11 protein-coding genes are annotated in these 13498 nt (G+C 30.7%); all 11 read right to left on the reverse strand.

Annotated elements, in window-relative coordinates; genetic code table 11:
* Positions 1-62: 62 nt before the first annotated feature.
* Positions 63-1067 (reverse strand): sugar ABC transporter substrate-binding protein, encoded by a 1005-nt coding sequence (locus FDN13_RS05405; RefSeq protein WP_138979259.1) that lies wholly within the window; start codon positions 1065-1067, stop codon positions 63-65.
* 91 nt (positions 1068-1158) lie between these two features.
* Positions 1159-2631, reverse strand: a complete 1473-nt coding sequence (locus tag FDN13_RS05410; RefSeq protein ID WP_138979260.1) for an ATP-binding cassette domain-containing protein — start codon at positions 2629-2631, stop codon at positions 1159-1161.
* 11 nt (positions 2632-2642) lie between these two features.
* Positions 2643-3623 carry a sensor histidine kinase gene (locus FDN13_RS05415; protein WP_138979261.1) on the reverse strand — a complete coding sequence of 327 codons (981 nt, stop codon included), beginning with the start codon at positions 3621-3623 and terminating at the stop codon, positions 2643-2645.
* Between the two features lie 28 nt (positions 3624-3651).
* A complete protein-coding gene (locus tag FDN13_RS05420) occupies positions 3652-3999 on the reverse strand; it encodes a helix-turn-helix domain-containing protein (protein WP_138979262.1) in 348 nt (115 codons plus the stop codon).
* A 65-nt stretch (positions 4000-4064) separates the two neighbouring features.
* Complete coding sequence (locus FDN13_RS05425) at positions 4065-5261, reverse strand: response regulator (protein ID WP_168190082.1); 1197 nt, start codon at positions 5259-5261, stop codon at positions 4065-4067.
* A 29-nt stretch (positions 5262-5290) separates the two neighbouring features.
* Entirely contained in the window at positions 5291-6775 is a 1485-nt protein-coding gene (locus FDN13_RS05430) for a UbiD family decarboxylase (RefSeq protein ID WP_138979264.1), read from the reverse strand.
* Between the two features lie 144 nt (positions 6776-6919).
* Positions 6920-10105 (reverse strand): carbamoyl-phosphate synthase (glutamine-hydrolyzing) large subunit, encoded by a 3186-nt coding sequence (gene carB / locus FDN13_RS05435; protein ID WP_138979265.1) that lies wholly within the window; start codon positions 10103-10105, stop codon positions 6920-6922.
* Positions 10089-11201 (reverse strand): glutamine-hydrolyzing carbamoyl-phosphate synthase small subunit, encoded by a 1113-nt coding sequence (gene carA, locus FDN13_RS05440; protein ID WP_138979266.1) that lies wholly within the window; start codon positions 11199-11201, stop codon positions 10089-10091. The genes carB and carA overlap by 17 nt, the downstream gene beginning before the upstream one ends.
* Before the next feature lie 383 nt (positions 11202-11584).
* Positions 11585-11872, reverse strand: coding sequence for a putative quinol monooxygenase (locus tag FDN13_RS05445; protein WP_138979267.1), 288 nt, complete (start codon positions 11870-11872; stop codon positions 11585-11587).
* Positions 11873-11896: 24 nt separating this feature from the next.
* Positions 11897-12517: a flavodoxin family protein gene (locus FDN13_RS05450; protein ID WP_138979268.1), complete on the reverse strand. Its 621-nt coding sequence runs from the start codon at positions 12515-12517 to the stop codon at positions 11897-11899.
* 259 nt (positions 12518-12776) lie between these two features.
* Complete coding sequence (locus tag FDN13_RS05455) at positions 12777-13277, reverse strand: nitroreductase family protein (protein WP_138979269.1); 501 nt, start codon at positions 13275-13277, stop codon at positions 12777-12779.
* Positions 13278-13498 lie beyond the last annotated feature (221 nt).

Consider the following 13498-nt stretch of genomic DNA (forward strand, 5'->3'; position numbering starts at 1 on the left):
CTACCCCTCATTCTTAAAGATTAGGGAGGGAATAATCCCTCCTTTAATAAACCTATTAAAAATTAAAATTCATTTGCATTTTCAGGAGTAATTGGTGTAAGTGGATCCGGATTCTTTTTGTTAAATTGCTCTCCATTAATCATCTTTTTAGCAAGTGTATAAGTATCAGCTGCTAAATCTTTTCCTCCAAATTTAACAACGCCACGTAAAACGCTTTTGTTTGAAGCAGAATCTATAACTGCCTGCTTGCTTTGTGGATCTAAATCTGAGCAAAATACTGCAAAATCTGATTTATCAGTTATCTTTGAGCCCGGTCTCATTGCATAAGCATTTACACCTATTCCAGCACCTGAATTGTAGCAAAGAACAACTTTTACATTTGGATTTGTCTGAAATAAATTTTCGGCAGCAGCCTGGGCAGCATCAGTATTTTTAATTCCTCCAATTACCTTTACAACTTTTGCAGCCGGGCATAGTTTAGTTATTTCAGCCATACCATCACATCTTTGGCTTGCTTCTGGTGTATCCCTGGATTCAAGTATTGCAACTTCAATACTATTTGGTGCAGCATTAGGATATTTTGCTGAAATATAGTCTGCAGCCATCTTAGCTATCATTTTTCCATCCTCAAACTGGTCAATATACATAATCGCATCATATACTCCTGTGTCACTTCCTGCAACTAATACTTTACAACCAGAAGCTTGAGCTTTCTTTATTGCATCAGCAACACTTGTTGGATCTACCGCCATTACTATTATCAAGTCAGCTTTCATTGTAGCAAAGTTTTCTATCTGGCTTACCTGCGTATTTGCATCACCAGCAGCATTTGCTATCTGAACTTCAACCCCATCTTTTTCAAACATCTGCTTTACACTATTTGATAGATTAGCTAAAAAAGGTTCTGAAGTATCAGGTATACAATATCCTATTAATTTTCTTTTATTTGTTGTTTCTTGATTTGTTGTTTTAGTGGTTGTCGAATTCCCACACCCACTTGTTATTAAAACTGCAATCATAAAAAATACACATAAAAAAAGTGTTGAAATTTTGTTGAATTTTTTCATAATTCATCCCCCTTCTTCAATCTATTGAAAGTATATTTATTTTTCATTTATATAGTATCGTATGAATTTTTCGAAAACAATGAGAGTAAATTTAGATTTGGTGGACTTTATTAATATCTTTTTCTTCATCATTTAAAATATATTGAACCATACTTTTATTAATTATTGCTATTCTATCACATACATTTAGAATTTCTGATTGATCTGATGAAATAATTATAAAAGAAATACCTTCCTTTCTCATAAATTCAATTAATAAATGAATTTCTTTTCTTGACATAAGATCCATCCCTCTAAATGGATTGAACATTATAATAATATCCGGTTTATATAAAAGCCATCTATACATAAGAATTTTCTGCTTATTAAGCCTATTTAGTTCTTTTATTTCTATATCTTTATCATAGCAATCTATATTCAATGTCTTTGAATATTCCTTTAACACAAAATCTAAAATTTTATTTTTAATGAATAAAAATTTGCTTATATTTTTAAGTTTCATAAAAATTATATTTTCAGCTAAGCTCATATTATAAAAAATACTTTTTTGAAGGCCATCTTCAGGTATTATTCCAATTTTATATTTTAATGCCTCTCTATAGTTTTTAAATTTAACTTCTTTTCCTTTTAAAATAACACAACTATTTTCTTTTCCTTCAGGAGAGAAAAAAACTTCTTTTAACAATTCCTCATAATTCCTTTCCACGTCCATTATTCCCAGTATTTCTCCCCTATACAGGTTTAAACTTATATCATTTACTGAACCTTTTACACGCAAATCCTTAATCTTTAAAATTTCCTCTTCAAAGCTCTTCTTAGGCTGTATTATTTTTTCATTAAAATGTATTCCTTTAAGTAATATGCTGATTTTTTCCCCACAGAATTCATCTTTGTATAAATTTTTTATTGTAGTACCTTCTCTTAATATCGTCATTCTATCACATATACCCATTATATCTTCAAACTGATTATTAGTTATTATAAATGATATACCGGTATTTTTTAAAGCAAATATAACCTGCTTTAAATTTTCAATATCCTTTTTTGAATATCCTCCAAATATATCATCTATTACTATTATCTTAGAATTAAGTGAAACAGCCTTAACTAATAAAATTAAATACTGTTCAGGTATTGATAGATCCTCAATTAGCATTTTAGGATTAACATTCATATTAATCATTTTTAACAATTTATTTGTTTCGTTATTTATAGCATTTTCATTTAAAGTTATTTTTTTTAAACTATTTTCTCTGATAACAAATATATTATCTGATATCGTTAAGTTAGGTATTAATTGTAAATTATTATATATGCAAAAAATACCCATTTTACCTGGTTTTTTTATTCTGTCAGATATTATTTTTTTACCATATAAATATATATTGCCTTCATCTATAGCTTGTGTGCCATTTAATATTTTTGTAATAGTTGTTTTACCAGAATCATTTAAACCTATTAATCCCAATACTTCACCATAAAACAAGTTAATATTAATATTGTGAAGCTGTATTTCATTATTATTTATTCTAATTCGTTCCATTCTTAATATTTCTTGTTTCATTTTTTTACCCTTTAAATTATAGTTTTATTCTCTTCTTTTCTTATTAATGGTAATACAATTTCTACATCAGTTCCTATTTCAGGTGTACTGTAAATTTTAATCCCATATTCTTCACCAAACAAAAGTTTTATTCTCCTATCAACATTAATAAGTGCAATCCCTGATTTTTTCTGTTCTTTATTTTCAGATATAAATTTAAATGCATTATTTAATTTTTCATTTAGAACTTCAACCTTTTCTTTCTCCATACCTATTCCATTGTCACTAATAATAATTACTATCCTATCCTGCGTGTTATATATCCTTATAACAACTGTACCTTTACCTATTTTAGGTTCTAGGCCATGATAAATAGCATTTTCCACAATTGGCTGAAGAGTTAGTTTTGGTATACTACATTCTAAGATTCCTTCATCGCAATCATCAAATTTTTTTACTATATTAAACTTATTATTAAACCTATATTGTTGAATAAGAAAATAGTTATCAATATTTTTTAGCTCATCCTCTAAAGTTACAATAGAGCCTTTTAGGCTTATACTATATCTAAAAAAGTTTGCAAGTGCTTCTGTCATATCTGCTATTCCACTAGCCCCCTCTATGAGAGCTTGTCCTCTAATTGATTCAAGAGTGTTATACAAAAAATGAGGCTTTATTTGACTTTGAAGTGCATCAATTTCAGTTTTTTTTGATAGATTATTCAATAAAAATTCTTTATCAGTTTTACATAAATCACACTTTAAATTGCTATTATTTTTAATTTCTTCTTCAAACCTTAATATAAATAACACAAAAGAAACTATTAATAAAGCTAAAATAATAAGATTCAATACTATTAATATCTTTAAATCAATCTGGTATTTAATGCTATAATATATAAGGATAATCGTTTCAAATAGCAATATAAAAATTGCATTAAAATAAAATATTTTTAGATAATGTTCTTTATGTTTCAAAATTTTCTCAAGTATTTTCTTCAAATACTCAATCATCTTATCCTCCAAATTTAACTTCTAAAAATTATGAATATAGCTTTCTATACTCTAAAGGTTTAATCCCCACAACTTTCGTAAATAATTTGCTAAAATATTTTGAATCTTTGTATCCTACCATATCTGCAATTTGACATATATTATAGTTTTTATTTTTTAATAATTCCTTTGCTATATCAATTCTATAATTAATTAAATATTCACTAAAATTCATGCCTACTTCCTTTTTGAACATTACACTAAAATAAACAGGATTTAAGTGAACTTCATTGGCTATATCCTCTAATGTAATATCCTTTTTATAGTTCTTACTAATATATTGTTTAGCAACTCTTATTGGCTTGTTTTCCTGGGCTTTTTTATATTGAAGATGCATCTCCAGACATTCATTTAATGATTCAACAATATTCTTAACAATCTCATTTAAACTTTTACAACTATCTATTTTTTGTATATTTTTTCTTTGATATAATCTTCATATTGAAAATCAGTTTTTTTCATTGTATCAAAAAATATTTCAATTATTTTATTGTACCCTTTAAATATTATTAGAGGATCTTCTTCTATTTTAAATCTAACTGAATTAAAGAAATCATTAATCCAAGTTTCTATTCCTTTTTTATCAAAGGACTCTATATAATTTGTAAAACTTATTTCTTTTTCCACAGTTAATAACTCACTAATATTTACACACCCTAAATTAAAGTTTGATGCATCTAATGTTTTATCTATTCCTAAAACTACCCTGCAATTTATTAAATCCAAAGCTGACTTTAATGAATCGGGAATAAATTTTATATTATCAGCAACTAATCCAAAAGCCATAGTTAAATAAAAATATTCCTGTATCTCAAGATAATTTTTAACATCTTCAAATATTTTTTTATAAATTTTTTTCATTAAATTACTTTTTTCTTCACAGTAATTTAAGATACATACTACTCTTTTATTAAAATTTATCGTTTCTATATCTTGACATATTTCTTTTAAGTTTTTTTTAACTATTTCACATAGCTTATTAAGAATTATATTCTCATAGTTTTCATTTATATCTTCATTGTTTTTTTTATCAACTTTTAAAATAATCCCTTGAAACTTTCCAGATTTAAAATTGAAATTATATTCATTATTTATTTTATTGATATCAGTATCTTCAACGTTGTTGATATTTAATAATATATTATATAAAAATTGTTTTCTTATTCTCCCTATATTGTATGTGAGCTGTTTTCTTATCATCATTTCTTCTTCAAGTTTTTTATTATTTATAAAGTATCTATCCCTTAGCTTTATTAAAATATTAAGTAATTCTTCTTTATTTATTGGTTTTAGAAGGTAATCCTCTACACCGTATCTAACCGCATTTTGTGCATACTCAAACTGTTTATGCCCACTTATTATTATAAAATTTGTTTCTATGCCTGACTCTCTAACTTTTTTTATCAATTCCAATCCATCTATCCCAGGCATTCTTATATCAGTTATAACAATATAAGGCTTTTCATTTAAAATTGCATTATATGCGTCAATTCCATTATCAACTTCTGCAACAATTTTTATCCCAAGCTTATCCCAATCTATTAACTTTTCAATAAGTTTGCAAACCCATATCTCATCATCTGCAATTATAGCTTTCATACACATCACACCTTTTATAAATAAAATATTTATTTAAATAAATCTGGTACAAATTTTTTAACATCTACATCTTTAAATTTTGCTCTTTTAAAAGATTCTTTTAGGTGAAATGGTACTGTACAATCAAAAATTACTTTGCATGATATTCCTTTTTGAGTTATAAATGGATTATATTCTGAAGTTTGTGAAGGATCTAAAGGATGACACCTAACCCCTGGAATAAATATAGTATCAATATCCCCTTGGTAACGTGTATTTAGAGCCCATAGCACATCATTGCTATCAAAAATATCCACATCTTCATCAACTAAAATTACATGTTTTAATTCTGAAAAAGCAGAAAATGCTATTAAAGCAGCTTGTCTTTGTCTACCTTCATCACTTGGTATACTCTTTTTAAATTGAATTATAGCCATATATTTTCCACCACCTGATGAGTGACAATAAACATTAACTAACTTACCTGGCATAGCTCTTTCTATCATATTAATAATGCTTGCTTCCGTCGGTATCCCAGCCATACTTACATGTTCTTCACTTGGCCCTATACATGTTTGCATAATAGGATTAAACCTGTGTGTAACCGCCTTTACTTTTATTACAGGAACTGCTGAGTCTGCGACTCCAATATATCCTGGAAATTCAGGCATTGCTTTACCTGTATTTGTATTAATATCTTCTCTTATTCTCTTATTTGGGATTATTTCTCCTTCAATAACATATTCAGCTTTAGCAATTGCTTTTTCATTAATTGTTAGGCATTGAACCAGCTCTACAGGTTCTTTTCTTATTGCCCCGGCAATACTTAATTCATTAAATCCAAGTGGTGTTGTTGGAGGCTCAAAACATGCCCCAATTTCTATTGCAGGATCTACTCCTATACTAATGGAAATAGGAAGAGGCTCACCTTTCTCTTCCGCTTTCTTTCTATAAGCATCTAAATGCCTACATCCAGGTGTGAAAAAAATAGAAATTTCATCTTTATTTTGAATACATAATCTGTGTATTGTAATATCTGATTCGCCAGTTTCAGGATCTGATGCATAGCACATCCCCATTGTTATATAAGGGCCTGCATCTTCTTCTGTGTTTGTTGCTGCAGGAATAATTTTTCTAATATCAAAACCTTCCTTATTTGCATAGTGTACTACCTGCTGGCACGGTGCTTTTTCCTTAGGCACTATAATTGGCTCAATAGGATTTTTTACAGATTCATTTAGAAAAAATCCAAGTTTATCAGGCTCTGTACCTAAAAGCAGTGCAACTCTTTTGCGGCTAGCTAAAAGACCTATAATAACCCTTGCATCTTTATAACCATTTATATTATTAAATATCATTGCAGGCCCTACTTTTGTAGGACGCTGCACAGTTCCTCCTGCTCCTATATATCTATACACCCCTGCCAATTCTGCATGGAGATCAACTTCCTCATTTGTCTCAATTAATTGATCAGGCACAGTTTTAAGCAATTCTATTGCCGAGCGTAAATCATTAACCTTTATATTTTCATTCATTGTTTGTTTCTCCTCACTCAAAATATAATATTACTAATACATATAATATATTTTCATCTACAATTGAACAATTCATTATTGAATATAATAATATTCCTAATTGGAATAAATACTTCAAAAAATAAAAAAGGACGGGATTCCGTCCTATTTGTTTAAATAATCCGAGAGGGGTCTAAAAATTACTGGCACATCATTCCTCTTTACATCTACTGCTTTTAAATATATTTTCAAGGTATCTAAGCAGGTAAAAAGAGGAACTTTAAGCTCAGCACATCTTTTTCGTATTTTAAATCCTGTTGTAGTATTAATATTCCCTACTGTTGGCGTATTTATTACAAAATCTATTTTCCCTTTTGATAGCATATTTAAAACATCATCCACATCTACTATTTCACACTCTATGCCATCTTTTATTAAAACCTTTGCCGTCCCTTCTGAGGATAATATTTTAAATCCTCTCTTTTCATATTCCTTAATTATATGTGCTGCTTCAAACTTATCGTAATCATTAAGTGAAACATATATATTTCCTTCTTTTAATATAGGTATGCCTGCCGCAGTAAAAGCTTTATATGCAGCCACATCAACACTCTGCCCTATTCCTAATACTTCTCCTGTTGATTTCATCTCAGGGCCTAAGAATATATCTGCATCTGCTATTTTTTCGTTTGAAAAAACCGGAACCTTAACAACGTAGTAGTCTTTGCTTTTTAAAAGCCCTATACCATATTCGCTATCCTTTAGTTTTTTTCCAAAAGCTGCTTCAACTGCAAGCTTTACCATAGGAACTCCCGTTACCTTGCTTAATATAGGAACAGTCCTTGAGGCCCTTGGATTAACTTCAATTACATAAAGATCTTTGCCATCATAAACATACTGTATATTTATAAGCCCTATAGTTTTTAAACCTATAGCAATTTTTTTAGTATAATCTACAAGCTTTTTAATAACATCATCAGATAAACTAATAGTAGGATATATTGTAACACTATCCCCAGAGTGAACCCCTGTTCTTTCAACATGCTCCATAATACCCGGAATTAAAATATCTTCTCCATCGCATACCGCATCAACCTCTATTTCTGTTCCTCTAATATATTTATCTACAATCACCTGATATTCTTCAAATATACTACTTGCCATATTCATATAATCAATTAAGCTTTTTTCATCGTAAATTATTCTCATAGCTCTACCGCCTATTACATAAGAAGGTCTTACAACAACAGGATAACCTATTTCTTGTGCTGTTTTTAAAACTTCATTTATTTTTGTAACTGCACATCCCTTTGGTGTTGGTATATTCAGTTTTTCAAGGAACAGTCTAAATTTATCCCTGTCCTCTGCAATATCTATTGATTCAACACTTGTCCCAAGTATTTTAACTCCCCTATCTTGAAGCTTTTTAGCAAGGTTTATTGCCGTTTGTCCACCAAGCTGCACAAAAACTCCAACAGGTTTTTCCTTTCTTATAACATTTAAAACATCATCAATGTACAGGGATTCAAAATAAAGTTTATCTGCAGTATCAAAATCTGTACTTACCGTTTCAGGATTGTTATTAATAATAATTGCCTCATATCCTAAAGCTTTAGCAGCCCATACCCCATGTACACAGCAGTAGTCAAATTCGATTCCCTGGCCTATTCTAATAGGCCCTGAACCTATAACAACAACTTTTTCTTTACTGGAAACAATGCTTTCATCTTCACTTTCATAGCAGGAATAATAATAGGGAGTCTGTGCCTCAAATTCACTGCTACATGTATCAACCATCTTATACACAGGATATATTTTGTATTCTTTTCTTATATTATCAAGCTCATCTTTTGTAGCTCCCGTTAAGCTACATATCTCATCATCGGTGAACCCCATAAGCTCAGCCTTTTTTATGGTATCCTTATCAAGCTTTTTCTCTTTAAGTTCATTTTCAATGTCAACTATATTTTTAATAGAATTTAAAAACCATTTGTCTATCTTAGTTAACTCATATAATCTGTCTATATCAACTCCAAGCCTTAAGGCTCTTGATATTGCAAATATCCTCTCATCATCACACTGTTTTATCTTATCGATTACCTCATCTATACCCAACTTTTCAATCGAAGGTATTCTAAGCCCTGTTAAGTTCCCTTCAAGACAAGATATAGCCTTTAAAAGAGCACTTTCAAAGGTTCTGTCTATTGCCATAACTTCTCCTGTTGCCTTCATCTGCGTTCCAAGACTTCTCTTTGCATAGCTAAATTTATCAAAGGGCCATTTTGGTATTTTAAGCACAACATAATCTATTGCTGGTTCGAAAAAAGCACTAGAGCACTTTGTAACATAGTTTTTAAGCTCATCAAGGCTATAACCTATTGCAATTTTTGCTGCAATCTTAGCTATCGGATATCCTGCTGCCTTTGATGCAAGGGCACTTGAACGGCTCACCCTAGGGTTTACTTCTATTACAATATATCTATCACTGTTTGGATCAAGGGCAAGCTGCACATTGCATCCGCCCTCAATATTAAGGCTTCTTACTATTTTAATAGCAGCATTTCTAAGCATTTGATACTGCTTTTCGTTTAAAGTTTGAGAAGGTGCTACAACTATGCTGTCCCCTGTATGAACTCCTACAGGATCAACATTTTCCATATTGCATACTATTATGCAGTTATCCTTTCCATCTCTTATTACCTCATACTCAATCTCCTTCCACCCTGCGACACTCTGTTCTATTAAAACCTGATTTATTGGACTTAGTTTTAACCCCCTTTCGCAAACAGTTTTAAGCTCATCCATATTGTTTGCAAATCCGCCGCCAGTTCCTCCTAAAGTATAAGCCGGTCTTATTATAAGCGGAAATCCTATCCTTTCTGCAACTTCTATACACTGTTCCATGCTATTTGCAATAGCACTCTCAGGTATGGGCTCATTTATTTCAATCATAAGCTTTTTAAATTCTTCCCTGTCCTCTGCCTTTTTTATTGCATCCTCCTTAACTCCTAAAAGCTCTACATTAAATTTTTCAAGTATTCCTTTTTGCTTTAATTGCATTGCAAGGTTTAAAGCCGTCTGACCTCCAAATCCTGCAAGTAACCCCTGAGGTCTTTCCTTTTCTATTATTTTTTCCAAGCTTTCTTCATTTAAAGGCTCAATATATACTTTATCTGCAATGTTAGTATCTGTCATTATAGTTGCAGGGTTGCTATTTACAAGAACAATCTCAATCCCTTCTTCTTTTAATGCTTTACAGGCCTGAGTTCCTGAATAATCAAATTCCGCCGCTTGCCCTATTATTATAGGCCCTGAACCTATTATCATAAGTTTATTATATTTTACTTTCATGATGCCACTCCTTATCCATAAGATTTATAAACTCATCAAATAAATATTCACTATCATTAGGACCAGGCGCACCCTCTGGATGAAATTGTACTGAAAATACTGGAAGGCTTACATGCCTCAATCCTTCAACAGTTTCATCGTTTAAATTTATATGAGTTACTATAAGACCTGTATTTTCAAGACTTTTAACATTTACTGCATATCCGTGATTTTGAGAAGTAATATAGCATCTATCCTTTTTCAAATCTTTAACCCCATGGTTTCCACCTCTATGCCCATACTTCATCTTATAAGTATCTGCTCCAAAGGCAAGGCTTAAAACTTGGTGTCCCATGCATATTCCAAATATAGGAACCTTGCCAATAAGTTTCTTAACTGTTTCAATGGCCTCAACAGCACATTTTGGATCTCCAGGACCATTACTCAATAGTATCCCTTGGGGATTTATGCTTATTATTTCATCATATTTTGCATAGTACGGAAAAACAGTAATATCACAATTTCTTTTGACGAGATTTCTGATGATGTTCTGCTTTACTCCAAAATCTAAAAGCGCAACTCGAAAGCCTTTTCCTTCAATTCTATATTTATTTTTAGTCCCAACCTTTTTCATATAATCGTCTTTTTCATTCTTAATTATTTTAAATAATGCATCCTTAAAGAAATTTTTTTCATCATCTACTTCATCTAATGTAAACTCATTTGTAATTATACATTTTAAACTTCCACCGTTTCTTATCTTTCTTGTTATACTTCTTGTATCAACATCGTATATACCAACAACACCCATATTTTTAAGCATCTGATCTATACTTTCCATGCTCATATAATTAGAGGGCGTATTGGAAATAGATTTTACAACAAGCCCTCTCGCAAAACTTTTAAATGATTCGTTGAATTTTTCATTAACTCCATAATTACCAATTAAAGGATAAGTCAAAGTAATAATTTGTCCTGCATAGGATGGATCAGTAAGTATTTCTTGATAACCAGTCATAGAAGTGTTAAAAACAATCTCTCCAAAGGCAGTTCCTTTATATCCAAAACCTTTTCCTTTATAAACCGTTCCGTCCTCAAGATAGAGAAATGCCTCCATTTATTACCCTCCGTTTCTGCATATATATACATACGTTTTAATTATTATACCAATTGTATGTTCATAAATCAACATTAAAAAATTAAATTTCTTGCAAATAGTAAACTTTATTTTTATTTACCCGTTTATTATTCGTTAATTCAGATTCTTTCATGTTATATTTATAATTTTTTATTTTTATAAAAAATAGTATTGACTTGGCACTAGTTGGCAGGACGGTTACTTATTCATGTTTTTCTCCATTCTCCGGTGCCTGGCACCTTTTTTGGGGACGGTTACTTATTTAATGTGCTTTGAAGCAAAACATAAAAGGTATAAAAAACGCTGTATAGGTTAGAACTTCCATAATTTTTTATCTAACCTATACAGCACAAATGTAAAAACTAAATCAATTTATTATAAACATTCAATTCCGTTTCTTTTATCATATATTTTTTTATATTTGGAACTATTCTCTTAAAATGCTGTGAATTAAGATGCTTATCTAAAGCCTCCCTGCTCTCCCACTCTTCAATCATGCATAAAATAGAGCTGTCCTTCTCATCCTGAAAAAGTTCATAGGTTATGCATCCTTCTTCCTTTCTTGTAAGTTCCACAAGCTCCTCATAAAGTTTAATTATTTCATCAAGCTTGTCCTCTTGAGCAAAATTTTTAGCAACAACCTTTACCATTAAATTCACCCCTCATTAAAATATTTATCGTATAAAATTAGTATATATTTTATTTTCCATCTCAGGTTCTTTAACAACATTCTTTCCGTTTTCACGAAGCTTTAAAAGATATGCCATGTTTTTCCCAAGAACTCTCATAATTTGGTTTCCTTCTTCATCCTGTGAGGCTTCTCCTATTGCTCTTCCATGTATAACATTCCAGTAATTAGAACTTGGCATGAGCATCTGAGCATAGTTGATATAATTATTAAGCTGGTTAAAAGCAGAAACTCCTCCTGAACGCCTTACAGCAACAACACTGGCACCTACTTTATACCTTAGCTTTCTACCTGCCATATAAAAGGCCCTGTCTAAGAAGGATTTCATAGTTCCGTTTATTCCAGAAAAATACACAGGAGAGCCCAATATTATGCCGTCCGCATTAATCATCTTATCTACCCATCCATTTACCTCATCATCTATTATGCACTTCCCATTATTTTTTGAACAGGCACCACAAGCAATACATCCTCTTATTGCCTTGTTCCCGACATGAATTATTTCAACTTCTATGCCTTCTTTGTAAAGCTCATCAGCAACAGTTTTTATAGCATAATATGTATTACCATTTTCTTTAGGACTTCCATTAAATGCAACTACTTTCAAAGCAATTCCTCCCTATATAATCTTTAATTTTTAATATACTATTTTTTCTTTGATTTTCATCTTTGATAAAGCAAATCCAATACAAAAATTCATAATAAGTAGCTTTTCTTATAATTTCAGCTATACCTTTTATAGCATACATTTATAATTAATTATAAAGACGACTCTGTACATTGAGCTGTTTTTTTCTTCTTTTGCCGCTTGTCAGCTCAGCATTACCTTTACAACCTATTTTCTCCTTCACCATTGCCAAATACCTTTACCACCTGTCGTAATGTATTCTCTCCTTTTTAAACCTATCTGCTGCCTCCTTTTGCTCATCAGGATAGCCCACAGGTATTATAGATAGAGGAATTACACTATCTGGCAAATTCAAAATTCCTTTTATAGCTTCTGTTCTGTCCATATGTGGATAAACTCCAAGCCATACAGCACCTAATCCCTTGTCCTCTGCAGCAATCAATATGTTTTCTGTTGCAGCAGAGCAGTCCTGTACCCAAAAGCCTTTAAATACCTCTTTTGACTCATCTCCGCAGACAACGATTGCAACATCAGCCTCAAGTAGCATTTTTGAATAGGGATGAACCTCAGTTATTTTTTTCATAACATCCTTATCCCTTAAAACTATAAACTCCCATGGCTGCTCATTCCCTGCAGAGGGTGCTTGCATTGCTGCCTTTAAAAGATAATTTACTATTTCATCACTAACCTTAATGTCCTTGTATTTTCTAATGCTTTTTCTGTTGAATATAGCATCCATTGTATATTCCTCCTTTATTATATTTTATATTAGGTTAAATAATCTATTCAAAATATCAACAACTTAAATTATAAACAAAACAGTTTTGGGGATTTACAATAACTTTTTATAAAATGCAGTTTTGAAAATATCTAAAAACTTTTTTAAAATTATGCTATTATTATAAGTAATAAGTTTTTATATAACAAGTACGTACTATTTTGTAGTATAGTACCTGAAAA

It is taken from the genome of Caloramator sp. E03, assembly GCF_006016075.1.
In the GTDB taxonomy this organism is placed as follows: Bacteria; Bacillota; Clostridia; order Clostridiales; family Caloramatoraceae; genus Caloramator_B.

Bases quoted from the DNA above. Each gene is read 5' to 3' on its own strand.
- FDN13_RS05405 (WP_138979259.1), bottom strand. From the start codon at position 1,067: ATGAAAAAATTCAACAAAATTTCAACACTTTTTTTATGTGTATTTTTT.
- FDN13_RS05410 (WP_138979260.1), bottom strand. From the start codon at position 2,631: ATGAAACAAGAAATATTAAGAATGGAACGAATTAGAATAAATAATAAT.
- FDN13_RS05415 (WP_138979261.1), bottom strand. From the start codon at position 3,623: ATGATTGAGTATTTGAAGAAAATACTTGAGAAAATTTTGAAACATAAA.
- FDN13_RS05420 (WP_138979262.1), bottom strand. From the start codon at position 3,999: ATGCATCTTCAATATAAAAAAGCCCAGGAAAACAAGCCAATAAGAGTT.
- FDN13_RS05425 (WP_168190082.1), bottom strand. From the start codon at position 5,261: ATGAAAGCTATAATTGCAGATGATGAGATATGGGTTTGCAAACTTATT.
- FDN13_RS05430 (WP_138979264.1), bottom strand. From the start codon at position 6,775: ATGAATGAAAATATAAAGGTTAATGATTTACGCTCGGCAATAGAATTG.
- carB (WP_138979265.1), bottom strand. From the start codon at position 10,105: ATGAAAGTAAAATATAATAAACTTATGATAATAGGTTCAGGGCCTATA.
- carA (WP_138979266.1), bottom strand. From the start codon at position 11,201: ATGGAGGCATTTCTCTATCTTGAGGACGGAACGGTTTATAAAGGAAAA.
- FDN13_RS05445 (WP_138979267.1), bottom strand. From the start codon at position 11,872: ATGGTAAAGGTTGTTGCTAAAAATTTTGCTCAAGAGGACAAGCTTGAT.
- FDN13_RS05455 (WP_138979269.1), bottom strand. From the start codon at position 13,277: ATGGATGCTATATTCAACAGAAAAAGCATTAGAAAATACAAGGACATT.